This window comes from Listeria sp. MAN/IMW/UF555, assembly GCF_058684075.1.
Window position 1 is genome coordinate 964,295 of the sequence record NZ_JBZWZS010000001.1, and the last position, 23,539, is coordinate 987,833.

At 38.1% G+C, this 23,539-nt stretch carries 28 protein-coding genes; 5 read left to right on the forward strand and 23 right to left on the reverse strand.

All coding sequences use genetic code 11. The features are described 5' to 3' along the window. Nucleotides 1–16 precede the first annotated feature (16 nt). Genes AC4PG8_RS04830 through AC4PG8_RS04890 form a run of 13 tightly spaced genes read right to left on the reverse strand, consistent with a single transcriptional unit; the run spans nucleotide 17 to nucleotide 10,697 of the window. The gene (locus AC4PG8_RS04830; protein WP_003765571.1) at nucleotides 17–517 is read right to left on the reverse strand and encodes a hypothetical protein; all 501 of its coding nucleotides are present in this window, start codon (nucleotides 515–517) and stop codon (nucleotides 17–19) included. Nucleotides 518–526: 9 nt separating this feature from the next. Then, complete coding sequence (locus AC4PG8_RS04835) at nucleotides 527–1,354, reverse strand: flagellar motor protein MotB (RefSeq protein ID WP_003760940.1); 828 nt, start codon at nucleotides 1,352–1,354, stop codon at nucleotides 527–529. Further along, on the reverse strand, nucleotides 1,314–2,165 hold the full coding sequence (gene motA, locus AC4PG8_RS04840; protein WP_003760939.1) for a flagellar motor stator protein MotA: 852 nt from the start codon (nucleotides 2,163–2,165) through the stop codon (nucleotides 1,314–1,316). Before motA ends, AC4PG8_RS04835 begins: the two co-directional genes overlap by 41 nt. A 26-nt stretch (nucleotides 2,166–2,191) precedes the next feature. After that, entirely contained in the window at nucleotides 2,192–2,527 is a 336-nt protein-coding gene (locus tag AC4PG8_RS04845) for a DUF3964 family protein (RefSeq protein ID WP_003760938.1), read from the reverse strand. A gap of 24 nt (nucleotides 2,528–2,551) precedes the next feature. After that, nucleotides 2,552–3,340: a CheR family methyltransferase gene (locus AC4PG8_RS04850; protein WP_003760937.1), complete on the reverse strand. Its 789-nt coding sequence runs from the start codon at nucleotides 3,338–3,340 to the stop codon at nucleotides 2,552–2,554. A gap of 28 nt (nucleotides 3,341–3,368) precedes the next feature. Then, entirely contained in the window at nucleotides 3,369–4,148 is a 780-nt protein-coding gene (locus tag AC4PG8_RS04855) for a flagellar basal-body rod protein FlgG (protein ID WP_492170090.1), read from the reverse strand. Then, the gene (gene flhF, locus AC4PG8_RS04860) at nucleotides 4,145–5,368 is read right to left on the reverse strand and encodes a flagellar biosynthesis GTPase FlhF (RefSeq protein WP_003770884.1); all 1,224 of its coding nucleotides are present in this window, start codon (nucleotides 5,366–5,368) and stop codon (nucleotides 4,145–4,147) included. Before flhF ends, AC4PG8_RS04855 begins: the two co-directional genes overlap by 4 nt. Nucleotides 5,369–5,389: 21 nt before the next feature. Then, nucleotides 5,390–7,465: an FHIPEP family type III secretion protein gene (locus tag AC4PG8_RS04865; protein WP_003765567.1), complete on the reverse strand. Its 2,076-nt coding sequence runs from the start codon at nucleotides 7,463–7,465 to the stop codon at nucleotides 5,390–5,392. A gap of 46 nt (nucleotides 7,466–7,511) precedes the next feature. After that, on the reverse strand, nucleotides 7,512–8,558 hold the full coding sequence (gene flhB / locus AC4PG8_RS04870; RefSeq protein WP_003770881.1) for a flagellar type III secretion system protein FlhB: 1,047 nt from the start codon (nucleotides 8,556–8,558) through the stop codon (nucleotides 7,512–7,514). A 15-nt stretch (nucleotides 8,559–8,573) separates the two neighbouring features. After that, nucleotides 8,574–9,335, reverse strand: a complete 762-nt coding sequence (locus AC4PG8_RS04875) for a flagellar biosynthetic protein FliR (protein WP_003724417.1) — start codon at nucleotides 9,333–9,335, stop codon at nucleotides 8,574–8,576. A 2-nt stretch (nucleotides 9,336–9,337) separates the two neighbouring features. Further along, nucleotides 9,338–9,610, reverse strand: a complete 273-nt coding sequence (locus tag AC4PG8_RS04880; protein ID WP_003718817.1) for a flagellar biosynthetic protein FliQ — start codon at nucleotides 9,608–9,610, stop codon at nucleotides 9,338–9,340. Between the two features lie 12 nt (nucleotides 9,611–9,622). Then, nucleotides 9,623–10,390 (reverse strand): flagellar type III secretion system pore protein FliP, encoded by a 768-nt coding sequence (locus AC4PG8_RS04885; RefSeq protein ID WP_003760928.1) that lies wholly within the window; start codon nucleotides 10,388–10,390, stop codon nucleotides 9,623–9,625. Continuing rightward, on the reverse strand, nucleotides 10,383–10,697 hold the full coding sequence (locus tag AC4PG8_RS04890) for a hypothetical protein (protein WP_003765560.1): 315 nt from the start codon (nucleotides 10,695–10,697) through the stop codon (nucleotides 10,383–10,385). The genes AC4PG8_RS04885 and AC4PG8_RS04890 overlap by 8 nt, the downstream gene beginning before the upstream one ends. A 371-nt stretch (nucleotides 10,698–11,068) precedes the next feature. Here AC4PG8_RS04890 and mogR point away from each other — a divergent pair, with 371 nt between their 5' ends. Continuing rightward, nucleotides 11,069–11,989 (forward strand): motility genes transcriptional repressor MogR, encoded by a 921-nt coding sequence (gene mogR / locus AC4PG8_RS04895; RefSeq protein ID WP_492170091.1) that lies wholly within the window; start codon nucleotides 11,069–11,071, stop codon nucleotides 11,987–11,989. A 20-nt stretch (nucleotides 11,990–12,009) separates the two neighbouring features. Further along, complete coding sequence (locus tag AC4PG8_RS04900; protein ID WP_003721793.1) at nucleotides 12,010–12,219, forward strand: lmo0673 family protein; 210 nt, start codon at nucleotides 12,010–12,012, stop codon at nucleotides 12,217–12,219. Between the two features lie 40 nt (nucleotides 12,220–12,259). Here AC4PG8_RS04900 and AC4PG8_RS04905 read toward each other — a convergent pair whose 3' ends face one another. From AC4PG8_RS04905 to AC4PG8_RS04945, 9 genes are all read right to left on the reverse strand, one after another. Further along, nucleotides 12,260–12,682: a DUF805 domain-containing protein gene (locus tag AC4PG8_RS04905; RefSeq protein WP_033533294.1), complete on the reverse strand. Its 423-nt coding sequence runs from the start codon at nucleotides 12,680–12,682 to the stop codon at nucleotides 12,260–12,262. 143 nt (nucleotides 12,683–12,825) lie between these two features. Beyond that, nucleotides 12,826–13,236: a DUF805 domain-containing protein gene (locus tag AC4PG8_RS04910; RefSeq protein WP_003760920.1), complete on the reverse strand. Its 411-nt coding sequence runs from the start codon at nucleotides 13,234–13,236 to the stop codon at nucleotides 12,826–12,828. Nucleotides 13,237–14,195: 959 nt separating this feature from the next. After that, a complete protein-coding gene (locus AC4PG8_RS04915) occupies nucleotides 14,196–14,372 on the reverse strand; it encodes a DUF2188 domain-containing protein (protein WP_185322182.1) in 177 nt (58 codons plus the stop codon). Nucleotides 14,373–14,389: 17 nt separating this feature from the next. Next, nucleotides 14,390–15,274 carry an SDR family oxidoreductase gene (locus tag AC4PG8_RS04920; protein ID WP_185481775.1) on the reverse strand — a complete coding sequence of 295 codons (885 nt, stop codon included), beginning with the start codon at nucleotides 15,272–15,274 and terminating at the stop codon, nucleotides 14,390–14,392. 260 nt (nucleotides 15,275–15,534) lie between these two features. Beyond that, nucleotides 15,535–16,305, reverse strand: a complete 771-nt coding sequence (locus AC4PG8_RS04925) for an ABC transporter permease (protein ID WP_003760909.1) — start codon at nucleotides 16,303–16,305, stop codon at nucleotides 15,535–15,537. Beyond that, complete coding sequence (locus AC4PG8_RS04930) at nucleotides 16,298–17,233, reverse strand: ABC transporter ATP-binding protein (RefSeq protein ID WP_003760906.1); 936 nt, start codon at nucleotides 17,231–17,233, stop codon at nucleotides 16,298–16,300. Before AC4PG8_RS04930 ends, AC4PG8_RS04925 begins: the two co-directional genes overlap by 8 nt. Before the next feature lie 113 nt (nucleotides 17,234–17,346). Continuing rightward, nucleotides 17,347–17,724, reverse strand: coding sequence for a DUF423 domain-containing protein (locus tag AC4PG8_RS04935; RefSeq protein WP_070753506.1), 378 nt, complete (start codon nucleotides 17,722–17,724; stop codon nucleotides 17,347–17,349). Nucleotides 17,725–17,733: 9 nt separating this feature from the next. Further along, the gene (locus AC4PG8_RS04940; RefSeq protein WP_185512824.1) at nucleotides 17,734–17,997 is read right to left on the reverse strand and encodes a DUF5327 family protein; all 264 of its coding nucleotides are present in this window, start codon (nucleotides 17,995–17,997) and stop codon (nucleotides 17,734–17,736) included. Next, nucleotides 17,994–18,557 carry a maltose acetyltransferase domain-containing protein gene (locus AC4PG8_RS04945; RefSeq protein WP_003760901.1) on the reverse strand — a complete coding sequence of 188 codons (564 nt, stop codon included), beginning with the start codon at nucleotides 18,555–18,557 and terminating at the stop codon, nucleotides 17,994–17,996. Before AC4PG8_RS04945 ends, AC4PG8_RS04940 begins: the two co-directional genes overlap by 4 nt. Before the next feature lie 173 nt (nucleotides 18,558–18,730). Between AC4PG8_RS04945 and AC4PG8_RS04950 the strand changes: the two genes are divergently transcribed. From AC4PG8_RS04950 to AC4PG8_RS04960, 3 genes are all read left to right on the forward strand, one after another. After that, a complete protein-coding gene (locus AC4PG8_RS04950; protein WP_003770854.1) occupies nucleotides 18,731–19,597 on the forward strand; it encodes a Cof-type HAD-IIB family hydrolase in 867 nt (288 codons plus the stop codon). 25 nt (nucleotides 19,598–19,622) lie between these two features. After that, nucleotides 19,623–20,438: a pyridoxine/pyridoxal/pyridoxamine kinase gene (gene pdxK, locus AC4PG8_RS04955; protein WP_003760896.1), complete on the forward strand. Its 816-nt coding sequence runs from the start codon at nucleotides 19,623–19,625 to the stop codon at nucleotides 20,436–20,438. A gap of 62 nt (nucleotides 20,439–20,500) precedes the next feature. Beyond that, nucleotides 20,501–20,809 (forward strand): carboxymuconolactone decarboxylase family protein, encoded by a 309-nt coding sequence (locus tag AC4PG8_RS04960; protein ID WP_070753508.1) that lies wholly within the window; start codon nucleotides 20,501–20,503, stop codon nucleotides 20,807–20,809. Between the two features lie 52 nt (nucleotides 20,810–20,861). Here the strand turns inward: AC4PG8_RS04960 and AC4PG8_RS04965 are convergent, their stop codons facing one another. Then, on the reverse strand, nucleotides 20,862–23,351 hold the full coding sequence (locus tag AC4PG8_RS04965) for a LapB repeat-containing protein (protein WP_492170092.1): 2,490 nt from the start codon (nucleotides 23,349–23,351) through the stop codon (nucleotides 20,862–20,864). Between the last annotated feature and the right edge of the window lie 188 nt (nucleotides 23,352–23,539).

Consider the following 23,539-nt stretch of genomic DNA (forward strand, 5'->3'; position numbering starts at 1 on the left):
TCCCTCTTTCTATCAATTAATTCACTAATTTTATTTTATCGCTGCTCGCCCGGTGCAGTAGATGTTTTTTGGCTTTAGGTAAATCATAAATCATACTTTGCACATCGAACGATTTTGCTACATCGACTGGTATCACATCAGTCGGCTTATCCCCGTTATAAAAACAACAAACCAAATCCATTTTATTAATAATTTGTGCTAAGAATTTCTCATAAGTCGGCTTTGTAATCACCGTATCAAAATAACCAAATGATTGATAGCTACTGCCTAGGCGCTCCAAGTAGTCTATCGCGGATAAAAATGGCTCTGGTAAACATTCTTTTGGTGCAAGTGTATAAATCGACAACCGCGGAGCCAAATGCTCTTTTTTTAGAAAATATTGTAAAACTTCATTTTCAATCGATTTATAACAAAGCAAGTGAATATGGTTCACTGGTGCAAATTTTTCTAGGTATGCTTGTATTTCTTGTTTGTCATAATCTGTTAATGTATGGGAACCGCTTAAAAAAAGTTGCAATCAACTCACCTACTTATCTTCATCAAGTGTATCGCGATTAATTGGGCGCACCATGATTTCTACACGCCGATTTTTTTCGCGATTTGTTGCAATATCATTTTTGGCGACGGGTCTGAATTCTCCGTAACCACGAGCACTAAACTCACCTGGGTTGACTTCGCTGTTTTCTTGAATAATTGCTTCCATGAAATTAACAGCACGCGCGACGCTTAGTTCCCAGTTGGAGGAATATATCGATGTACTTATTGGCACATTATCGGTATGTCCGGAAACAATACCTTCCATCGTTCCTTTACCTTGCGCAAATAGTTCGCCGATTTCTTTGGCAATCTCGCGTTTGTCTGCAGATAATTCTGCGCTACCAGATTGGAATAAAATATCATCGCGAATGGTGATTAAAAGCCCTTCGTCTGAGTATTTCGTCGTAATTTTCGCTCCCAAATGCTCTGCTGCTATATAGCTATCGATTTGTTTTTTAAATGCTTCAATCTTTTCTTCGTTTTGCTTTTTAAGTAAGGCAGCCGCTGCTTTTTTGGCTTTCTCTTGTTCGTTTGCTTCTTTCTTTTTATCTTGCTCTTCCATCGCCTTCAAGACTGCATTCACATTTGGATCATCTGGTCCTTTTTCTTTGGATACATATGCTTGATTGCCTGCCGCGCCTTCCTCAACAATTTTCTTAAATGCATTTCCCATTTGTTCGAATTTCTTAGCATCAACGGAACTGGAGGCAAACAGAACGATGAATAGCGCAAGTAAAAGTGTCAGCAAATCACTATATGGAATTAACCACGTTTCATCAACGTGTTCCTCCTGCGGTTTCTTGCGACGCTTGGCCACGCTCAATTTCCTCCACTTCTCTCGTTTTCTTCCCTTTTCCATTTCGCAGCACATCTTTCTCTTTTGGACTTAAAAAAGATAATAAACGTTCTTCCACAACACGTGGTGCATTTCGTTCTTGAAGCGCGACGACTCCCTCAATCATCATATATCGCAAATGCACTTCTTTTTGTGATTTTACTTTTAATTTATTGGCAAATGGTGTCCAAAGCACGTAACCGGTGAAAATACCGAAAATCGTACAAACAAACGCCGCGGCTATTGCTTCGCTAAGCTTATCTGGATTCGACATTTCTCCCATCGCATGAATGAGTCCCATTGCTGCTCCAAGTACACCAAGCGTCGGCGCATATGCTCCGGCTGATGCAAAAATCTTGGCATAAGCAGCATGACGTTCTTCCATGCTCGCAACTTCTTCTTCCAAAACATCCCGTAAAAATTCTGGGGAAGATTGTCCATCTACAACTAGACGCATGCCTCGTTTCATAAATGGATCTTCAATTTCATCGACAGAGTCTTCTAGCGCAAGTACGCCGCTACGCCTAATTTCATCGGCATATTCTTTGTACTGCACAAGTATCTCTACTTTGTCTGGCATCTTTTCTTTAGTGAAAAGAATTTTAAACAGTTTCGGTACTACTTTTACATCACTCCATGGGTGCGCCATCATAACAGCTGTAATTGTCCCAAGAATGATAACAATTAATGCTTCTGCGCTAAATAACATCGCCAGTGATATATTTTGAATCATAAACGAACCCGCAATGACTATCACTGCCAACACAAGTCCTATAATCGTTGTTATTTCCACGTTACTTCATCTCCCACCTACTTTTTTCAGCGAACTAATTCCACTTCATTTAACCAAAAAGCAATTAACTCGTTTTCCATTTCTGGTAAATGAACGAAAAACGCTTTGGCATCCGCTTCACTGGCAAATGCTTGCGAGCGGTAATTATCTTCTTTAACACCTTTTAAAGCGAGAAAATAAAACGACTCGAGTCGGCCTAGAATGACTTCTTTATCCCCGATTTCATAGCCAACTGTTTGTCTAATTTCAAATTCATTTGGTAAAAAAAGTTGCTCTTTCTTTTCAAGCATTAAAATTTGTTCTGCGAGTCCTGGTTTGTCCTCAAAAAACGCTAAATTTTTAATGTTTTCCATTCGTCCCATCTAACCAACTCCATTTCGTTTTTGCTAGGTTTTTATGTAGAAAAAATTATTTAATGTGGCCAGCCCGTAGTCAGCCGGGTTCAAAATCTGCTCTGAACCTCCGATGAAAAGAACACCACCACGTCTTAGTGAATCTGCAAATTTCTGGTATGCTTGATGTTTTCCTTCTGCCGTGAAATAAATCAGCACATTGCGACAGACAATTAAGTCAAAACCTTTTTCGTAGTAATCCGTCAGCAAATCGTGACGTCGAAAACGAATAGCTTTACGATATTCAGGTAAAATCTGATATGTATCCCCTTTTTCAATGAATGCGCTACGTCGTTCTTGTTCGTTTAATTCTTCCATTTGGCGGCTTTGATATTCTCCGATGACTGCTCGTTTTAAAATAGCTGGTTCGAGATCCGTTGCCAAAATATCATAGTGCCGCGTGCCCACCGAACGTTCCATCATAATAGCTAGCGAATACGGCTCTTCCCCTGATGAACAAGCCGCACTCCACACGCGAAGCTTCCCGCGACTATCTTCAAGCAGTCTCGGAATCACTTGTTTTTCTAGCACATCCCAACGATTGCGGTTCCGAAAAAAAGCAGAAACGTTGATTGTAATCAAACTAATGAACTCATCTAAAAGCAATGCATCTTTTTTGAGATGTTTGAAAAATTCTCCAAATGTAATATATTTTTTCTTCACGATAAAAGATAAAATCCGCCGTTTCATTTGTGTTTCTTTATAAAGCGTTAAATCTAAACCTAAGTCCCTTTTGACGACACGAGTAAAGTAAAGATAATCCTTCTCCAAATCTGGAATCATTCTTTTTCCCCTCCCCTTAGCTAGGTCGTTACTGACGAATTAATCCGGTTGCTTCTTTGTCGTATACTTTGTCAAACATATTCACGACATTTTTTGAAGCTTGTACCATACGCTGGTTATCCATCAGTTGTACCATTTCCACGCCTAAATCGACATTGGACGTTTCCAGTACACCGTTTTGAATATTCCCTTGTCCAGCTGGTAGATTCATGGTGTTTATTCCATTGACGTGAAGTCTTCCTTCTCCGTCTTTCACTAAGCTGTCCACTTGATCTGCTGAAACAAATTTTGTTCCAAGACGTCCCAAGTATTGATTAGTTTCTGCATTATATAAATCACCGTTTGCTTCGGCTCGGATAGCTGTTTTTTGGCCAACTTGAATCGCTTCTCCGGTTGAGCTGAGTATATTGGCGCCATCTGCCGTCCGTAAAAAACCAAATTGATCAGTATGGAACTGCCCGCCTCTTGAAAGAGAAATCTCACCATTTTTGGCAGTAATGAAAAAATTACTACCTTGTTCTGGATTTGTGTCTTGCATAAAGAAATCTCGGTCGCGGTTCGTAATATAACTTGACCCAGCCGTTAAATTAATATGTGTCGCAGTTGGTCGAACGCCGTAATCAATCGTTCCAACTTGCCTAGCGACAGGACTGTTCTGATAGTTCACCTTATTCCTAGAAATAACTTCACTTGTGAGCTGATCAAATTTAAAACCTGGCGTCTGCGCATTTGCCACGTTATTAGAATGAACCTGAATATGTTGCATATAGTTCATCATCCCAGCTGCTCCAATGTATAATCCTTTCATTCCAGTACCTGCCTCCTATCCGTCCCAACAAATCGTTCTGCCAACCAACGACTTTTTGGTCTGAAAATATTTTCGGTTATATTTTGCCCGTCAGTCATATAGAGCACCGGCAAATTCGTTTCTTGCATTACCGTGTATAAATCACCAATTCGGGTCGTTTCATCCATTTTTGTAATAATAAAACCATCGATTGGAATTTCTGCTAGTTTTGGTAAAATTGTCATCACATCAGCACTTTTCATACCAGAAGAAAATGTAAAACAAGTTAAATCTGGATGAACAACATTCGTATATGCAGCGATTTCACTCACCGATTCCTCCGCCAAATAGTTCCTGCCAACCGTATCAATCAAAATATGATCCACACCACTAACATACGTCATGTACTGCACAGCTTCTTCCAGTTCAGCAGGGCTTGTCGCAACAATGAGTTCGACGTCAAGTTTATCCGCGTAACCTTGGAACTGCTCTACCGCACCCGAGCGGAAAGTATCTGTTGTGATAAAACCAACTGTGCGATTTTGCTTCAAAAGTTGCCAGCCTAGTTTTACAAGTGTCGTCGTTTTCCCAACACCAGTTTGCCCAATTAAAGAAATAATCCGGTGGTTGCTTAAGTCAAACGAATCTTCCACCGCTAATTTTCCTGACAAGTAAGGGACGAACCAATCGGTAATATCGTCTAAATGAGCTGTTTCCACTTGCTTAAACTGTTTCCGTCCCGCCTGCATAAAGTCCGCCACATACGTATCGCTTATTCCGCGGCTCTTCAAAAATTTCACGAAATCACTATTTTGCTCGCGTTCCTCACGCATTTTTACAGCAAGCTCGCGGTTTAATGCCGCCAGCTCAAGGCGCATAGTTGTAAGCTCTTCTTCTTGCGTTTTACGTTCTTCAAGGAGTGGCGTTGACTGTGCAAGTTCCGCCCCCGCAGCAAGCATCTCTAGTAGTTTTTCCTTTTTTAATAAATCGTCCGTTTTTGGTCTCGTTTTCACAACTGATTTTTGAAAGGTTTCTTGGAAGTCCATTCGACCATCTGCTATCGCTACTTCACTCATAATGACCGCCGTCACTTCATACTGTTTCTTAAAAATCCCAAGCTTTGTGACACGTTCATCCGTAATTTTATATGGCTCGTTCGTTACTAAGCGAATTTTTTTATGTATTTCTCGCTTGGAATTCGCCTTAAAAATTTCCATCTTTTCCACTAAATGTTTTCCCATTTCAACGGATTACCTCCCTCATCAAGTTGGTTCAATCAACGCAATTTGCTCCACTTCCGTTTCCGGCGACAGTTCACTAATAGAGAGCACCGGTACATCCAATTGATACCTTTCTAGAACTCGTACAAAGCCAAAACGAAAATCTTTCCGCCTTGTTAAAATGACTGGTTCGCGTCCAGTAAGTTGCGCTTTATTTACGGTATCTCTCACTTTTTGGATGATTGGCAGTTCTTTATCAAGCGCCCAGTTTAGCGCGTAGCCATAATACGGCGTGTTAACAATTTCCGTATCCATTTCAATCGAATCTTGTAAAAGTAGCGCGTAAATTTTGCCATCTTGGTTTTTCGCTTGCTCACAAATGACTTTTGAAATCCGCTCTCTGACAAAAGCTGTAATTCCATCAAGATCATTCGGATAAATTGTTTGTCCGTCAATAATTCCTTCGACAATCGTTGGTAAATCACGAACTGAAATACCTTCTTTCAAAAGTTGTCTAAGTACCCCTTGAATCAACGAATAATCAATTTCTTTTTTCTTAATTTCATCAATTAAAATTTGGTTTTCATCAGCAAGCCCGTCAATTAAATCTTTAATTTGTTGGCGCATCAGTAGTTCATGTAAGTTTTTCCGTAAAACGACATCCAGATGGGTAATTAAAATACTCAGCGGCTCAAGCACCTGATAGTTTTTCATTTGCGCATCTTCCAACTCTCCCGGCAAAATCCAATAACCATCTTCCCCGAAAATCGGATCCTTCGTCGGCTCAGCGTCAAGGTCCATCATCACGCCTGGTGTTTTTAGTGCTAATAAATGTCCTGCTTTTAAAACCCCGCTCGCAACCGCAACACCTTTTACTTTAATTTCGTATTTCCCGCGCGGCTGAAAACTTGTATTATCTTTAAAATTAATCCCAGGAACGCCAATGCCTAAATCTTGTAAAATCGATTTTCGCATCAAGACGACTTTATCTTTCGCCGTTTCACCATTCATTTTTTGTTTCACGAGTGCCGCAATATTTAAGCCAAGTTCGACCACCACTGGGAATTTCTCGCGTGCTGCCCCAAATGCTTGATTGTGTTCCGCTTCAGCAGAGCTTGTTTCCGACTGGATAAGCTCCATTTCTTTTTCCAGTTCCAATTGTTCTTTTTTCTTTAAATTAAATTGCGTACGGTAACCGATAATACCAAGCACAATCCCAATTCCGACAAAAGGAATCGCAGGGAGTGGGCTAAATACGCCCATTAAGATAAACATTGCAGCAAGCGTATATACAACCACCGAGTTTTGCATTAATTCTTTAAAAATTCCGACCGCAACGTTATCATCCGAGCCATCAAATACTCGAGTAACAATAACCCCAGCTGACATCGCCATTAGTAGTGAACCGATTTGGCTCACGATACCGTCCCCGATAGTTAACTCCGTATATTTAACCGCAGCCTCTCCGAATGACAGTCCGCCTTGAACCATTCCGACAATTAAACCAAAAACGATATTAACAACAGCTAGCAAAACGGTAAAAAGAACGTCCCCTTTTACAAATTTCCCAGCTCCGTCCATTGCCCCGTAAAATTCGGTTTCCATATTCAAGTATGCGCGTTTTTCTTTCGCTTCCGGCTCTGTAATCAAACGTTGATTCAGATCCGCATCAATCGCCATTTGTTTACCAGGTAAAGCATCAAGCGTAAATCTGGCAGCAACTTCAGCTGTCCGCGATGAACCATTTGCCACAATAAACTGAAAGACGATTAGAATAATAAAAATTACAATCCCAACAACAAAATTACTGCCAATAACAAAGTTCCCGAACTGCTTAATTACTTGACCCGGATCTCCTGTAGTTAAAATCGCCCTCGTCGTTGAAATATTAATCGAAACACGAAATATCCCCATCAAAAGTAGTAAAGACGGAAATGACTTTAATTCATTCCAATCTTTAATTGATGTGGCACGCATGTAAACTAACACAGAGAACGCCAAGATCGTCACAAGCACTAAATCCAACACAAATGGAGGTAATGGCACAATAAGTGCAATAACAAACGAGACCGCAATCAAGATAGCAAAATATTTTTTTATAGCACCTAAATTCCCCATTTTGAAACCTGCCTTTTCTAAGTTTAGAAAGGTCGCTCATATGTTGTTAGAACTTGATTTTGTCTGCGTCCATCAATTCTTTCATCACTTCAATAACATCTTTATATAAATCTTCTTGTATGTATTCATCTGGATTCGTCGTATAGTAAATACTTCGCGCCAGTTGTCTATTCGTAATCATCGGTACCCCGTCCGTATCCGCCACCTGTCTTATAAACAGTGCCAGCTCATCTTCCCCTTTAACGAGCAATTTTGGCGCATGGTCTTTTGTTTTGTCATAACGCATCACGACCGAGATATGCGTCGGATTATTAACGACAAAAGTTGCGTCCGCCATTTTTTTCGTAATCGAACCTTGGAGAAGTCCCCGTGCAATGCTTCGTTGGCGTTGCTTCACTTCCGGGCGCCCTTCCGAATCCTTCATTTCATCTTTAATTTCTTGCTTTGACATCCGCAAACCTTTTTTATAATCGTAGCGTTGGTAAAAGAAGTCGAGCAGCCCAATTACCGCGATTACTAGGAATAAAGCTAGAAATTCATTTTTGAATAAAGCGAAAATTTGACTGAGTGAGTAGAGCCAATTTTGTCCAGTGTAACTAATGAGTGTGTCTAAGTGATCCCGAAAGCCAATGTAAGCCACATAAGAAAGTAATGTGATTAAAAGTAATGCTTTAACAACCTCGACAATCCCCTTCACACTAAACACACGCTTAAAATAGTTCGCCGGATTCAGTCGTTTGAACTGAGGTTTCACAGCCTTTGCGGAAAACAAGATCCCAACCTGCACCCCGTAGTTCATTAAACCGAAAATAACCACCATCACCATCACAGGCATTAGCACTTTGCCAAATTCCATTAAATAAAACAAACTGTAACTTTCCATGCTAGCAAGCTTCGGCGGCTGTTTTAAAAGAGCAACAAATGCTTGGATTGTGTTTTTAATAAACATTTCTCCAAAAAAATAAAGAAGCCCAGCTACAATCAGCAGTGAAAAAGCATTATTAAGTTCTTTACTTTTCGCCACATTACCTTCGTTTCGAGCTTTCTTAATGCGGCGCGGCGTTGCTTTTTCCGTCTTATTATCCTTCGCCAAGCTTTTTTCTCCTCCCTATTTTTTCAGTAAATAATCAAAAAACGACACATATTGTTGAATCATCTCATCTGTCAAATTTTTAAAAACTGTACTCAAGATAGGAACTGCGCACGCAAGGATGAAAATCCCAAACGTAATTTTTATAATAAACGCATTCATAAAAATATTGATTTGCGGAGCGCTCTTAGAGATAAAAGCAAGAATGATATTAACGATAAAAATACTACCCATAATCGGAAGTGCAATCGAAACCGCTGATGCGAGCGCAAAACCAAGCGTCCCGAGCAGCAAATCAATAAACCCTTTTTCAAATAAAATCGAAACCGAAGCCGTAAATTCAAACGATTTCATTAAGTAATAAATTAAGTAATCCATGCCTTGAAGTGACAAGAATATTACGACAAAGAAAGTATCTAAAATCGCAGCAGTAATCGAGTTTTGCGTCCCGTAAGACGGATCAATCAAGTTTACTTGCGAAAATCCTAAATCATAATCAATCATAAAACCAGCCATTTTTGGAATTACCGCAATAATTTCCACCAATTTCGCCAGCGCTAATCCAAATACCACTTCAGACGTTACCCGGAGTAGCAAATCAGGTAATGTCGTAATACCAGAAACATCGACCCCTGTCGCAACTGGAATAGAGATCGCCATCCCAAAAACAACTTTGACACTGTTCGGAATGTTACGCCCTTTTAAAAGCGGAAAGAAAAATAAAAAACTGGCAACTCGGCTGAAAACAATCACTACAGCAAGGAAAAATTCAAACTCCATGTTTACACCCTAATCATCAGGGGTAATTTGGAAAAGATTCCTACAAATAAATCCGTCATGTGTTCAAACATCCACGGTCCAAGAATAAAGAGCGCCACTACAAAAGCAATAATCTTCGGTAAAAACGTCAGCGATTGGTCTTGAATTTGCATCATCGCCATCAAAATCGCTACCACAATCACGACCACGATACAAATGAGCGACACCGGCAAAATAAGCGCCAGCCCACTATAGAAAAAATCTTGAAAAATTTGCGTAATCGGCGTTAAATTCATTTTGCTACTCCCTTAAAAGTGAATTGTTTGAAAAATCATGTTGGTAATCAGTCCGTATCCGCCAATGAAAATAAAAACAAGAATCTTAAACGGTAAGCTAATGGTCATCGGCGGCACCATCATCATCCCAAGATACATCAGTAGCGTACTAACAATTAAATCTATAAAAATAAACGCCAAGTATATAAACATCCCAGTTAAAAATCCTTGGGTAATCTGTGTCAAAATAAAAGCAGGCATTAAGGCCATAAGAGGTGCATCTTCTTTTTTTGTAACCGGGTCTTCTCCTTCTGCTTTCAACATCATGTTAATATCATGCTTATATGTATTTTCTGCAACATATTTTGTTAGAAGTGGTTGTGTTTCGTCCCAAACTTTTGACGCACTCCACTCTTCTTTTTGCGAAGGCTTATATACATCGTCATACCAAGCTGTAATTAAAGGTTGCATCATAAACAAAGATAAAAATAACGCCAGCCCTACAAGCACTTGATTGGGCGGTAAGTTAGTTGCACCAAGTCCTTGCCTCGTTAAGCCGAGGACAATAATACAGTAAGTAAAGTGTGTGAACATTAATACAATCGATGCAGACAACGAAAGAACCGTGACTAAAACAAAGAGGGCAACACTAGAATTAACCCCGTCTGTCCCATTTACACCAAGAGAATCAAGCCAACTCTCCGCATGAACATTCACGCCGGGCCAAAAGAAAACCAATGAAATTGCAAAAATAACAACAAAAGATACTTGAAACACTCGTCTAGAAGCTATTTTACGCATTTTCCTTAGTCTCCTCTTTCAAAAGTAATTCTCGGAAAAGTGCCTCATTTTGGATATTATTTCCTTTTAATGACACCGTTCGAATATCATTGTTAGAAATAATAGCCAGCACCTTTTCCCCGTCTGCCTCCAGAAGAACTGCACGTAACTGATGAGAGATTAAGAGAGTGTCTTTCAACTTTATTAGGTCATTTTCGCTTTTTCTCGTGCGATTTGCTTGCTTATTTTTCTTAACTAAAAAATAAGAAATTCCAGCAAGTACTGCTAAAAGTACAATAATTTTTAAAAGTGATAAAAAATATTCCATTCAAGTAAGGTAAATTCACCTTTCACTCCCTTCATCAGATTACAAAAATAAATCATTTTTTCAAAATATATATCAATAAAGTGTTTTTTGTAACTGCAATATAAAATTTTACACCAAATCCAGAAAAAATCTATACTTTTTTTAAAAAATGAAATTGTGTGTAAAAATAAAAAAACAGCCAGCGTAACAGCTGTATCAAAGGAAAACTTCTCATTATTCGATTTATATTTTTCTATTTAACTTAAAAAAAGGTTCTTCATACCCAATCCTTTTGACCTACTCGCGTTCCCTTTACACAACTAACATATATTGTTATTATAAAAATAAACAGAAAATCAATAATACTATAGGATAGAGAGGTATGTGATTGTATGCCTAAATCAGAAATAAGAAAATTACTTCAAGAAATCAAAAAACAAGTAGATGAGCCGGGGAATTCATCTGCTACTGAAATTAAAAAAATGGCTTCAGAAGCTGGCATTAACGAACAAACTGCCGAAGAAATCTACCAATTACTCACTGAATTTTATCAAGCCGTTGAAGAACACGGTGGAATCGAAAAATATATGCATTCCAATATTAGTTGGTTAAAAATCGAATTAGAACTACTTTCTGCATGTTACCAAATTGCTATTTTAGAAGATATGAAGGTCCTTGATATTTCTGAAATGCTTAGCCTAAACGACTTGCGGATTTTTCCAAAGACACCAAGCCAACTACAAAACACCTATTACAAACTAAAAAAAGAGCTTATCCAAGTAGAAGATATTCCGAAAAACAAGCCAGGGAGAAAAAAAAAAACACAAAAGAATACTAAAAAAGAAAAAACCAACATTTTCGGAAAAGTCGTTCCAGCTGAATTTAAAGCGCCAACCTCCATCAAAGAACAAATCAGCTACGACAAATCACGCGAAAAAAATCTAGTTGATCTACTTTCCGGCGTCAAAAGCAATGTTCAACTTTTAAGTGAAAATCAAGGTGAAGAAAATAACGTATATGACTTACTTAAAAGCATCTACTCACTCTCTTCCCTTGCAGTACAAAAAGAAGAACTCGACAAAAAATATCAAGATCTTCAAACAAAATATCAAGAGTTGGAACAAGAAAACTCCTACTTAAAACAACAAAATGAAACAATGACAGACTCGTTCCATACACTAGTATTACAAGTAGCTGATTTTGCTTATGCAAGCGACTTAGACCAAATCCAAGCGCTGCCACTTTTCAGTCAGCAACTCGTTGTAACACTTAACCAACTAGGTGTTTTCAAAGAAAATTATAAGCAAATGTAAGTTATGAAAGGGGTGTTACGATGTATATCGAGATTTATACAGTAAATGGTGAATCAATTCGTCTTGATGACGATGCAAAAATTAATAACATCAGCATCCACGAATTATCCAAAGCAGACCTAAAAAACCTTTTTAACGAAAAATGTATCGAGTTAACGAAATATGACTTAACTTACTTTATCAATACAAATCAAGTGAATTGGTTCCTTGTAAGCGAAGGAATCCATTAAAAAAACGAGCTAGAATTAATTTCTAGCTCGTTTTTAATATTTAAATATCAAATTCACTATCTAAATCACCGTATTGGTTTGGTCCATCACTTTCAAGACACATAAAGACAAGCATAATAATGCTACCAACAAACGGAATTAAATCAAGCAATAAGTATAAACCACTTTTCCCTGAATCATGTAAACGCCGAACCATCAGGCTAATTGTCGGAAGTAATACTGCTAGTAGATATAGCCATACAAGAACCATCATAAAGAGCGCCCCACCACTACTCGCAATACCAGTTCCCCCAAGAGCGCTTTCCATAAATATAGAAATGCCAAAAACAAAAGCTAAAAAGTATAATACTGCAAAAATAATAACATTCCAAACTACCACATACCAATACGCTGACCGCGGAGCTCGCCCACTAAAGTTAACGTAATTTTTCCAAAATGATTTATAAGCTTCTAAAAATCCCATATTTCCTCCTATGTATAAAAATTTACTGTTCTTCTAAGAATATACGTCCGCACTTACTTAAATAAACTTTTCATATAAATATTCATAAAATCCACATATAAATCTATAAAAAAGTTAAGTGTTAGTTTTAGCTCGTTTTTCTTTTAAACCTCTGATTTATGATAGACATCTCCATATTGGTTTGGTCCATCACTTTCAAAACACATAAATATTATAATAATAATGGATCCAACGACTGGAATTAAAGCAAGGAAAGCAAGATAGCCACTTTTCCCAGTGTCATGTAGTCGTCTTACAATAAGGCTCGTTAGTGGGACTATAGTAGCCAACCAGTACAACCACCGTAGACCAACAAGAAAGAACATAACTACGATTCCAGCAAAGCCAACCCCATCTATCATTGATGAAGCGCCAAAAATAGCTGCCATAACACGAAGAGGTACAATAATCATCAGGTTCCAAACCACTACATACCAATATGCAGAACCTGGTGCACGACCACTAAAATTCACATAATTCTTCCAAAATGACTTATAAGCTTCTAAAAATCCCATATTTCCCCCTGTGTAATTAAATTTAGTTATAGCACTAAGGATATACGCCACTTGTATTTTGCACAAGGTTAAAATTAAAAGATTCATAAAATAGACACATTTCAACTCACAAACAAAATTAGGACTAATGGCGCAGGCCTTAAAACTCACTAATGGCAAAAATCCATTTCTTAAAAATCCACGAATAAAACGCTTTTAAATTATAAAGCTTCTCGTAGTTCCTAAAAATTAATTAAAAAATAGATACAATTTAATCTTTCAAAGTAATTAGTGGTATGTATAAATGAATGCCGTTTTTATAAGAACGTCTTTTATTGTATGATTTATACTACATTGCAATTTAAACGCCTCTATCTGTGATAAATTCTGAAAGTGGATGCTTTCCCAAACATCCATATCTTTGTTCACTTAGAAAATCCCCAGTGGCATTTATAAATATCAGTAAATGCCGAACACCTCGAACTTTCCCTTGTCCGAGGTGTTTTTATTACTAGTTCTTATTAATTTGTTAGCAATTCTTAAAGCTTAAGTGTTCCATGTATTCTTGGTAAATAGTATTTAGATTAATATTCCGTTTTTCTATTCGTGTTCAATGTACTCTTAGTTCTTTATTCCACTCAATTCTGAGAAGATTTTATCTACTACACTTTTCTGCCCCTTAACATAGCAAATATATTTCCAAAAAAAATACTCCTAGTGGCTGCTAACAACCGCTAAAAGTATAAAAGGGAGTTTAAGGTAAGTAAAGACAATCCACTACAAAAAAGGGAGAAAAAGTAATGGCATTGTCATTGCTTATGGTTATATAATACCCGTCTCACCCAATCCAAACCCTTTTTTTGTATTAAAATTAGATGACGAATTTAACTAAAATGCTACAGAAACCAAACTTCTATCAATAAACGATTACAACAAAAAAAGCACTTGGATAAAAATTTCATTCCAAGTACTTTTTTAATTTACGATTCCTTATGATTTTCATACCATTCTTCTGCTTTTGAAGTGGCAATTGGGATGGCGCGGCTTTCTGAGTAGCCATCTTTTAATAGCGCGTTGCCGATTTCAATTGCCTTTTCGCGTTCGGTCTTTCTTAGATTTTTCCACGAATCAGGATAATCATTTTTTGTCCACGGCACGACCTCTCACCTCGCTTTTAATTAATAGGAGCACCGCCAGTAATTCCGTATACTTGCCCAGTTGTATAACTTGCTTCATCTGAGGCTAGTAGCACATAAGCGCTCGCTAGTTCTGCGGGTTGACCTGCTCGTCCAAGTGGCTGATTTTGACCAAATTCTGGAATACTATCTTGCGGTTGACCACCAGAAATTTGTAGCGCCGTCCAAATTGGACCTGGTGCAACTGCATTAATGCGAATTCCTTTTTCACCTAGTTGAGCAGCTAAACTTTTCGTTAATGAAATCAAACTACTTTTTGTCATTGCATAGTCAACAAGGTGAGCACTTGGTTTAACGCCTTGAATAGAGGACGTTAAAATGATACTTGCCCCTGCTTTTAAGTAATTAAGTGCTTCTTGAATTGCGAATACAACAGAGAAAACGTTCACTTCAAATGTGTCGCGTAGTTGTTCAGCTGGAAGTTTTTGAATATCTAATTGATATTGCTGTAGTCCAGCATTTAGCACTAGAATATCTAGTCCACCTAACTCGTTATATGCTTTTTTCACTAACTCTTTCGCTAAACCTTCTTTTCGTAAATCACCTGGTAGTAAGACGCATTTCTGTCCAGCTTCCTCAACAATCGCTTTAACTTCCTGTGCATCTACTTCTTCATCCGGATGATAATTTATCGCGACATCAGCACCTTCTCGAGCGTAGGCAATAACCGCAGCTCGACCAATTCCCGAGTCGCCCCCTGTTACAAAGGCTTTTTTTCCGGTTAATTTGTTCGCACCTTGATAACTTGATTCGCCCGTATCTGGCACAGGTGTCATTTTACTTTGAAGACCTGGATAATCTTGCCGTTGTTTTTCAAATTTTCCCGTATGGTATTTGTTTAATGGATTTTCTTTATTCATCATAAAACCTCCTATATTTTTGCAACGTAACCCATTACTAGATAGGCTACGAAAATTATTAAAATGGCTAATATAAGTATCCACCAAATATTAGCGCTAAGTTTTCGCTTCACTTTTTTATTTCCCATTTTCATTCCCCCCCATTACTTTATGTTTTCCCTCCTGTTTTACGCTAAAACGTTTAACATCAAATTGAAAAAGAATTGTAGTAAACATGAAAAAAAAAGAGAACGGAAACCCGCTCTCTCTTTAAAAAATTTCTATTAACTTCTGAGTCCTCGTCCTTTATTGATTAAATACCAACAAATCGAGTACAGAACGACACTAAATACAACAAGAATGGATAAAGAAATTACTACTGGTACATCTGTAACTCCTAGGAAACCGTAGCGGAATCCGGAAATCATATAGACAATCGGGTTCACTTTAGAAATTGCTTGCCAGATTGGCGGTAACATCGAAATCGCGTAAAATACGCCACCTAGATACGTTAACGGTTGTAATACAAAAGTTGGAACAATGGATACATCGTCAAATGATCTAGCGAAAATCCCATTAATAAGTCCCGCAAGTGAAAATAAAATTGCTGTCATTAAAAAGGTAATAATACCAATCGTCCAAGAATGAATGTGAATCGGCACAAACACCATCGAAATAAGCGTAACAAGTGCTCCAACTAGAACACTTCTACCAATCCCACCAATCAAAAAGCCCCAAATAATAATATGGGTTGGCACTGGCGCAACAAGAATTTCTTCAATATTTTTCTGAAACTTCTGCGAGAAAAAGGAAGACGATACGTTGGCGTAAGAACTCGTAATAACAGACATCATAATCAGCCCAGGAACGATATACTCCATATAGGAGAAACCGTTCATATCACCAATCCGACTACCAATCATTTTCCCAAAAATAATAAAGTAAAGCGAAGTTGTAATGACTGGCGGCACGAGTGTCTGCACCCAAATTCGCATATAGCGGTTGGTTTCTTTCGCCGCTAAACTTTTTAACGCTGTAAAATATAGATTAAACATGTTTCTCCCCCACTTGATGTTTTTCTTCTGTAATTTTCAAAAATAGTTCTTCCAGGCGATTCGATTTATTACGCATCGAAAGCACTTTAATGCCGTGTTCGCTTAATTGTTCAAAGATATGGTTAACTCCCTGATTTCGTTCAACCTCCACAGATAATGTTTGTTTATCTTCAAAAACATGATTATAGCCCGTAATTTCGAAAGTTCCCTCATACGGTTCTAAATCAAAAATAAACGTTTCAAATTGTAATTTAGAAAGTAGCGATTTCATACTGGTATTTTCAATCAACTCCCCAGATTGAATAATGCCGATATTTCGACAAAGCATCTCGGCTTCTTCTAAATAATGCGTCGTCAAAATAATCGTCGTACCACTTTCGTTCAACTCTCTTAAAAACGTCCACATCTCGCGTCTAAGCTCAATATCCACTCCAGCAGTTGGTTCATCTAAAATAAGTAACTTCGGTTCATGCATGAGAGCACGCGCAATCATCAAGCGACGTTTCATCCCACCTGAAAGCATCCGCGCACGTTCATTCCGTTTCTCCCACAAATTCGATTGCTTTAAATATTTCTCACTACGTTTAATGGCTTCCTTACGAGAAACACCATAGTATCCAGCTTGGTTAACAACGATTTGCTGAACCGTTTCGAACGGATTGAAGTTGAATTCTTGCGGCACAAGCCCGATTTGTTGTTTTGCCCGAACAATATCTTTATCTAAATCATAGCCAAAAACGCTCACTTCACCTGATGTTTTATTGACAAGTGACGTGATAATGCCGATAGTCGTTGATTTTCCAGCACCATTAGGACCAAGCAGTGCATAGAAATCCCCTTCTTCTACCGTTAAATCCACACCGCGTAACGCTTCGACCCCAGTGGAATAAATTTTTCTTAACCCTTTTATTTCAAGTGCATAAGTCATGTAATTGCTGTCTCCTTATAAATTATGATTCCTTTATTTTAGCACTTATTCGCCAATAAGAAAAAACAATCGTCTTCCACGTAAAATAGTGCGAAAAGACGATCATTTTTTAATTAATATCTGCTCATCGTTCTTCTTGATACCCCTAAAATTAGCAAGAACCAACCGACGACAAAGCAAACGCCACCGATAGGCGTAATTGCCCCTAAAACGGATACTTTGGAAATACTTAACACATACAAACTACCTGAGAAAAAGACAATTCCGATTGAAAATAAAATTGCTGCCCAAGTGTAAAGCCGACTAGCTTGTTTTTCCATTAATATCCCAACGATTAAAATGCCAACTGCGTGAAACATTTGATACTGAACGCCGGTTTCCCAAGTACTCGCATAACTTCCAAGTACGTCTTTTAAAGCATGCGCCCCAAAAGCTCCAAGTAAAACTGCTAACCCTGCAAAAATGGCTCCAGTAATAATTGTTTTCTTCATAGTTACCCCCTAAAAATCAAGCAACGAGTCTCCATTCGCGCCGTCTTCTAACTCTATTTTCTTCCCGTCCATACTTGTGATTTGAGCTGGTTCAGAAGTTGGAATTGAGACATTCGTCACTTCTTCGCTTCTTTCGTCGCCCGTTTTTGCAAGTTGAACAAGAAGCATCAAGCCATGCAAATGCTTATCTTGACTTGCTTTTGTTGTTGCTGCTTTTGCTTTCGCTAATTCACTTTCCATTTGTTCAAAAATCTTTGCATCTGCAATAATCATTTTTCCTCAACCTCAATTGTTTTAATAACGCGCGCTGGGTTACCGGCAACGACGACATTATCGGGGAAGCTTTTCGTGACAACTGCGCCTGAAGCAACCACGACATTATTTCCAAGTTTCACGCCCGGATTAATAATTGCCCGACCACCAATCCAAACATTATCGCCAATTTCAACTGGTTTACCAAGCTCTAGCCCACTATTACGTTCTACTGGATCAAGCGGATGCGTTGCCGTATAGATATGAACACCTGGCGCCATCATACAATTATCACCAATATGTACTTCACAAACGTCTAAAATCACACAATCAAAATTAGCGTAGAAATTTTCGCCAACATAAATATTAGAACCATAATCTACACGAAAATCTGGTTCGACGTAAACATTTTCTTTTGTTCCGCCGAATAGACGCTTAAGCACGCTTTTACGAGACTCAGAATCCATTGTATCGTTAATCTCTCTGCAGAACTTACGCGCACGACTTCTTCCGTGTACAAGTTCTCTGTCGCTAGGATTATACATTTCTCCTGCAATCATCTTTTCTAGTTCTGTCTTCATCCTGACACATCCAATCCACGTTTTATTCTTATCCATTATAACCAAATGAAAGACAGAAATATAGTAAAGTAATCGCATCTCCCAAAAAACTACGCGCAGCTACCTTTTGTGCATTTTTCTTAAAAAAATGATATTCTAGTGAGGTAGGTAAAATTGGGGAGGAATTTAATATTATGATTAAAGTTATTGCTTCAGACATGGATGGCACATTACTTAACTCTGATATCGAGATTGCACAAGAAAACGTCGAGGCAATCGAAAAAGCCCGCGCCAAAGGAATTCATTTCGTTCTTTGTACTGGGCGTATGTATGACGATGCAATGGGGTTAATTAATAAAGCTAATTTATATGCACCAGCTATTTGTATGAACGGTGCGGAAATTCGCGATGAACACGGCAAAATAATTTTGCAACATCCGATTGATAGAAACTTAGCGCGCAACACTTACAATACCTTGACAGAACTTGGAATGTATACTGAATTCTTCACTGACATGGGCCCTATCACAACAGACAAAGCTCGTGGCAAAGAATTTATGATTGAAATGCACAAACGTATCCACCCAGACGTTCCAGCAGAAACTATTATGGATAAAGTAGAAGAACGCTTTGAATCAAAAGACGTACACGAAATTCCTGATGTAGAACGTATTTTAGGCAATAAAGATTTAACGATTCTTAAATTTATTTCCTTCTCTTCTGATAAAGACATTCTTGCAAAAGCGAAACAAAAATTAGAAAAAGAATCCGAACTATCCGTAACATCTTCATTCTCCGATAATATTGAAATCACGCACCGCGAAGCACAAAAAGGTATTTCTTTACAATATTATGTAGAAAAATTAGGCGTTACACTTGATGAAACTTTTGCAATTGGAGATAATATGAATGATATTTCGATGTTAAAAATGGCTGGTTATAGTGTAGCCATGGGTAACGGCGAAGAAGAAGTCAAAGAATTAGCAGAACATGTAACACTTTCCAATGATGAACACGGAGTTGCAGCAGCCATTTATAAAATGTTAGAAACAAATGACTAAAGTTTATTTTTAGGAGGAAACACTAATGACAATCAAAAAAACATTAACTATTGCAGGATCTGATTCAAGTGGTGGAGCTGGCTTACAGGCAGACTTAAAAACGTTTGAAGAATACGGCACTTATGGTTTTAGCGCAATCACAACTATTGTTACAATGGATCCAGACAACAACTGGGCGCACGGCGTTACTCCGATTGATGCGCAACTTGTTCGTGAACAACTAAAAACAATCCTTTCTGGCGGCCCTGTTGACGCAATGAAAACAGGAATGCTTGGTTCAATCGACATCATTAAAGCAACTCGTGAAGCCATCGACAAATATGATTTAAAAAATGTCGTAATCGACCCTGTTATGGTTTGTAAAGGCGAAGACGAATTAATCCAACCAGAAAACGCCGAAGCTATCCGCGACCTACTGCTTCCAAAAGCAACAATCACTACACCAAATCTATTCGAAGCAGGCCAATTATCCGGTCTTGGCAAATTAACTACATTAGATGATATGAAAAAAGCAGCGAAAAAAATCATCGAATTAGGTGCTAAATACGTAGTTATCAAAGGCGGAAAAGCCCTAGAAAGCGATAAAGCAATTGATTTACTATACGACGGTAAAGAATTTACTGTTTATGAAGTAGAAAAAATCTCTCCAAGCCACAATCACGGCGCGGGTTGTACTTTCGCAGCCGCTATCACAGCTGGACTTGCAAAAGGTTTAACGGTTGAAGAAGCTGTCGCAAAAGCAAAAGACTTTGTCACAGCAGCTATCAAAGGTGGATTTGCCCTAAACGAATTCATCGGTCCTGTTTGGCATGGTGCTTATAATAAAGCCGAAAATAGATAATACAAAAGCCGTCCATTGTTTGGGCGGTTTTTTATTATAATAAAAGTTAGGAGATGAGTTCGATGAAAGTAAGTAAATCATTTGAGGTATTTGCAAAAGAAGCTCCTGAAGTACAATCAGCCTGGATGGAAACCGTACATAAGTTAGATGCCGCAAGCAAGCTCGATAAAAAAACAGAAGAACTAGCATACATTGCCGTTATGGCCGCCACTCGCTTAGAAAGCGGGCTCCCTTTCCATGTGAAAATGGCAAAAACAAACGGTGCGACGCGTGATGAGATTATTAGCGCCATTCTCGTTGGTTTACCGGCTGTAGGAAATACTGTTATAAGCGCCCTGCCAGTTGCCTTGGAAGCATATGATAAAGTTTAATAAATTACTCCAAAAAAACTTAAGTGAATTCACTTAAGTTTTTTTGTTCTTGCTATTTCTTTCTAAATAGGAACCATGCTCCCAAACAAAGAACCCCACCTAAGATAGCTTTCGATTGTGTATCCCCTGTCCTTGGAAGTTTCGTTGTTTTCTTGATAACAATTTTCTCTTTGGGTTTTTGCTTACTAGGCTTAGTAGGCGTCTCAGCTGGATTTTCTTCTATAACAATTGGCGCTTTTTTCGCTTCTACAATATGCACGATAAACGTTACTGGATCAGCTGGGACGCCATCTTCATTTACCGCATTCAGTGTCACAGTATAGCTTCCCGGCGTTTGCCATTTCACTTTATCTGGAGCATCGGAAGTAATAGCTGAGTTATCATTAGTCTCTGCGCGGACTTCTTTTAATAGCTCTGTTTCATTTTTTATTATCGTGGAATCATAGGTTACTTCTGGATCCACAGTGATAATTGGCGCTGGACTTTTTAAAATACGGACGATAAATGTTTTCGCTTCCGCTGCCACGCCATCTTCATTTACCGCGTTCAACGTAACTTCATAATCGCCTGGCACGCCCCATTTTACTTTATCATTCATATCAGAAATAAGCGGTGAACCATCATTTGTTTGCGCATTTACTGCTTGAAGTAGTTCAGCTTCCGTTTTAGTTACTGTTTTCGGATAAGTTATTTCGGGATCCACAGTGATTATTGGCGCTGGACTTTTTAAAATACGAACGATAAATGTTTTCGCTTCCGCTGCTACGCCGTCTTCATTTATCGCGTTTAACGTAACTTCATAATCGCCTGGCACGCCCCATTTTACTTTGTCGTTTATATTAGAAGTAATCGTCGAACCATCATTTGTTCGCGCATTTACTTCATTTAGTAATGTGCTCTCGTCTTTCGTCACTGTTTTATCATAGGTTATTTCTGGGTCTACCGTTATAACCGGTGCGGGATTTTTGGAAATCTTAATCGTTACAGGAACTGGGTCTGCTGCTTGATTATCCTCATTCACCGCGGTAATAAGAACTGGATAGTCGCCCGGAACACCCCATTTCACATTCGTTAAATCACATTTTATATCAGCTGGAATATCTGTTTTTGCTTCCACATCTTCCAAAAACTCTTCCATTGTCCGGTTCACTGTTTTACTATATTCGATTTCAGGAAGTGCGCTAATGACAGGTTTTTGGAGTGCTTTTATTTTGTATAGAACATCATTTTGGTAGCCTTGCTTTATTTGAATACTTAAATTATCCGCTGTTTCAGATAGTTTATTAGGAGAAGTTACCTCTAATAATTTATATTTATTAGTATTCAAAAGGGAATCATAGGCATGTTTATCCACGTTTTGCACGGAATTATGTAAAAAAGGTTCCGCTATTTCAAATTTACCATCTTGATTGACTTTTCCCGGTGTTGTTACAGTACTATAATCATCAAAAGTAACCGGATTGCCTAACTCATCCTCAAAACGCGTCGTTACTTTTCCAAAAAAAGCAGCTGTCATTTTCGTATCAGCATTATTCACTGGATAGAATTCTAATGACTTTGTAGCTGATGATACAGAAGAAAGACTAACCAAGTATGGATCTGTTGTTCCAGATTTCCCGTCCACATTCGTATCTATATCAAAACTAACACGAGTTTTAGTAGAAATACCTTTGAACGGAATAGTACAATTCATTTGGAAAATAGGACCGCCTACAAATGGAGTTCCAACATCATATGTAATCGTTCCGTAATCCACCCCTGCAACACCAACTCTATAAATCTCCTTCACTTCGTCCCAAACTTCAATTTTAATATTTTGCACATTTCCAAGCGGAATGCGTTTTTCAAAAAGCGGATACGATACTAAAATTTCTGTTTCGTAATTCACTTTACTACTAGGCTTTTCATATACTAAAATCGCATGGTATAAATCACCGCTTTTTTTAGTAAAATCCTTTATTCCAACTGGCGGCCAGTCACTTGCCATATTTACATTCAATTCTACACTGCTCGTCCCAATATTTTTAAAATTTTTCGCAGCTCCACTGTAAGAAAGGTTTATAACGTTTTTATCGCCATGAGCCGGCATCACCTGTATTTTAAAATTCGCATCAAAGTTTTTCATGAAAAAAGACTCTGAATCTTCTGTAAAAACAAAGTGCAATGTGGGCGAGCCATTAATTTTTTCTACAGTAACCTTACCAACTACTTGTTCGTTAGTTACCGCTGTTGGGTCAACATCCACTTTCAAATCATAGGCTTTCTCTGTGTAGAGTAAAGTATCAGATGATAAAGTAATATTAAAGTAGTCCCCTTTTTGGAAAGAATTCCCTCCAAAAGCTACCTCTAAAAAATAATTGAGCTTTTCATTATAGTTTTCCTTCGCCATTACGTTTTGACCATCTGATTTATAAAAACTGACAGATTTAATGAGATCATCTCTCTTATTATTACCGTCTGCTTTTACGGACCAATCCACCGGCACTAAAATTATCGAACAAATTACACTAAGCGCGATAATAATATGTAAAATTTTCTTCAAATACATCTCCTCCTTTGCAGTATGTTTTATCTGTCTCAATTTCCCCCGTTTTCTTGCGTATCCTTGTATCTAACTAAGAACAATTATACCTACAATGAGTCACATTTCAGTCCATTAATATAAGCAATCCCATCTTAAATGTGACTAAAAATCAACAAAAAGTATCCCAAAGACAACATTTTCTATTT

Excerpts from the sequence above, each read along its gene's own strand:
- AC4PG8_RS04845 (WP_003760938.1), bottom strand. The coding sequence starts at position 2,527 with ATGGGACGAATGGAAAACATTAAAAATTTAGCGTTTTTTGAGGACAAA.
- AC4PG8_RS04850 (WP_003760937.1), bottom strand. The coding sequence starts at position 3,340 with ATGATTCCAGATTTGGAGAAGGATTATCTTTACTTTACTCGTGTCGTC.
- AC4PG8_RS04855 (WP_492170090.1), bottom strand. The coding sequence starts at position 4,148 with ATGAAAGGATTATACATTGGAGCAGCTGGGATGATGAACTATATGCAA.
- flhF (WP_003770884.1), bottom strand. The coding sequence starts at position 5,368 with ATGGGAAAACATTTAGTGGAAAAGATGGAAATTTTTAAGGCGAATTCC.
- AC4PG8_RS04865 (WP_003765567.1), bottom strand. The coding sequence starts at position 7,465 with ATGGGGAATTTAGGTGCTATAAAAAAATATTTTGCTATCTTGATTGCG.
- AC4PG8_RS04875 (WP_003724417.1), bottom strand. The coding sequence starts at position 9,335 with ATGGAGTTTGAATTTTTCCTTGCTGTAGTGATTGTTTTCAGCCGAGTT.
- AC4PG8_RS04880 (WP_003718817.1), bottom strand. The coding sequence starts at position 9,610 with ATGAATTTAACGCCGATTACGCAAATTTTTCAAGATTTTTTCTATAGT.
- AC4PG8_RS04885 (WP_003760928.1), bottom strand. The coding sequence starts at position 10,390 with ATGCGTAAAATAGCTTCTAGACGAGTGTTTCAAGTATCTTTTGTTGTT.
- AC4PG8_RS04890 (WP_003765560.1), bottom strand. The coding sequence starts at position 10,697 with ATGGAATATTTTTTATCACTTTTAAAAATTATTGTACTTTTAGCAGTA.
- mogR (WP_492170091.1), top strand. The coding sequence starts at position 11,069 with ATGCCTAAATCAGAAATAAGAAAATTACTTCAAGAAATCAAAAAACAA.
- AC4PG8_RS04900 (WP_003721793.1), top strand. The coding sequence starts at position 12,010 with ATGTATATCGAGATTTATACAGTAAATGGTGAATCAATTCGTCTTGAT.
- AC4PG8_RS04905 (WP_033533294.1), bottom strand. The coding sequence starts at position 12,682 with ATGGGATTTTTAGAAGCTTATAAATCATTTTGGAAAAATTACGTTAAC.
- AC4PG8_RS04910 (WP_003760920.1), bottom strand. The coding sequence starts at position 13,236 with ATGGGATTTTTAGAAGCTTATAAGTCATTTTGGAAGAATTATGTGAAT.
- AC4PG8_RS04920 (WP_185481775.1), bottom strand. The coding sequence starts at position 15,274 with ATGATGAATAAAGAAAATCCATTAAACAAATACCATACGGGAAAATTT.
- AC4PG8_RS04925 (WP_003760909.1), bottom strand. The coding sequence starts at position 16,305 with ATGTTTAATCTATATTTTACAGCGTTAAAAAGTTTAGCGGCGAAAGAA.
- AC4PG8_RS04930 (WP_003760906.1), bottom strand. The coding sequence starts at position 17,233 with ATGACTTATGCACTTGAAATAAAAGGGTTAAGAAAAATTTATTCCACT.
- AC4PG8_RS04935 (WP_070753506.1), bottom strand. The coding sequence starts at position 17,724 with ATGAAGAAAACAATTATTACTGGAGCCATTTTTGCAGGGTTAGCAGTT.
- AC4PG8_RS04940 (WP_185512824.1), bottom strand. The coding sequence starts at position 17,997 with ATGATTATTGCAGATGCAAAGATTTTTGAACAAATGGAAAGTGAATTA.
- AC4PG8_RS04945 (WP_003760901.1), bottom strand. The coding sequence starts at position 18,557 with ATGAAGACAGAACTAGAAAAGATGATTGCAGGAGAAATGTATAATCCT.
- AC4PG8_RS04950 (WP_003770854.1), top strand. The coding sequence starts at position 18,731 with ATGATTAAAGTTATTGCTTCAGACATGGATGGCACATTACTTAACTCT.
- pdxK (WP_003760896.1), top strand. The coding sequence starts at position 19,623 with ATGACAATCAAAAAAACATTAACTATTGCAGGATCTGATTCAAGTGGT.
- AC4PG8_RS04960 (WP_070753508.1), top strand. The coding sequence starts at position 20,501 with ATGAAAGTAAGTAAATCATTTGAGGTATTTGCAAAAGAAGCTCCTGAA.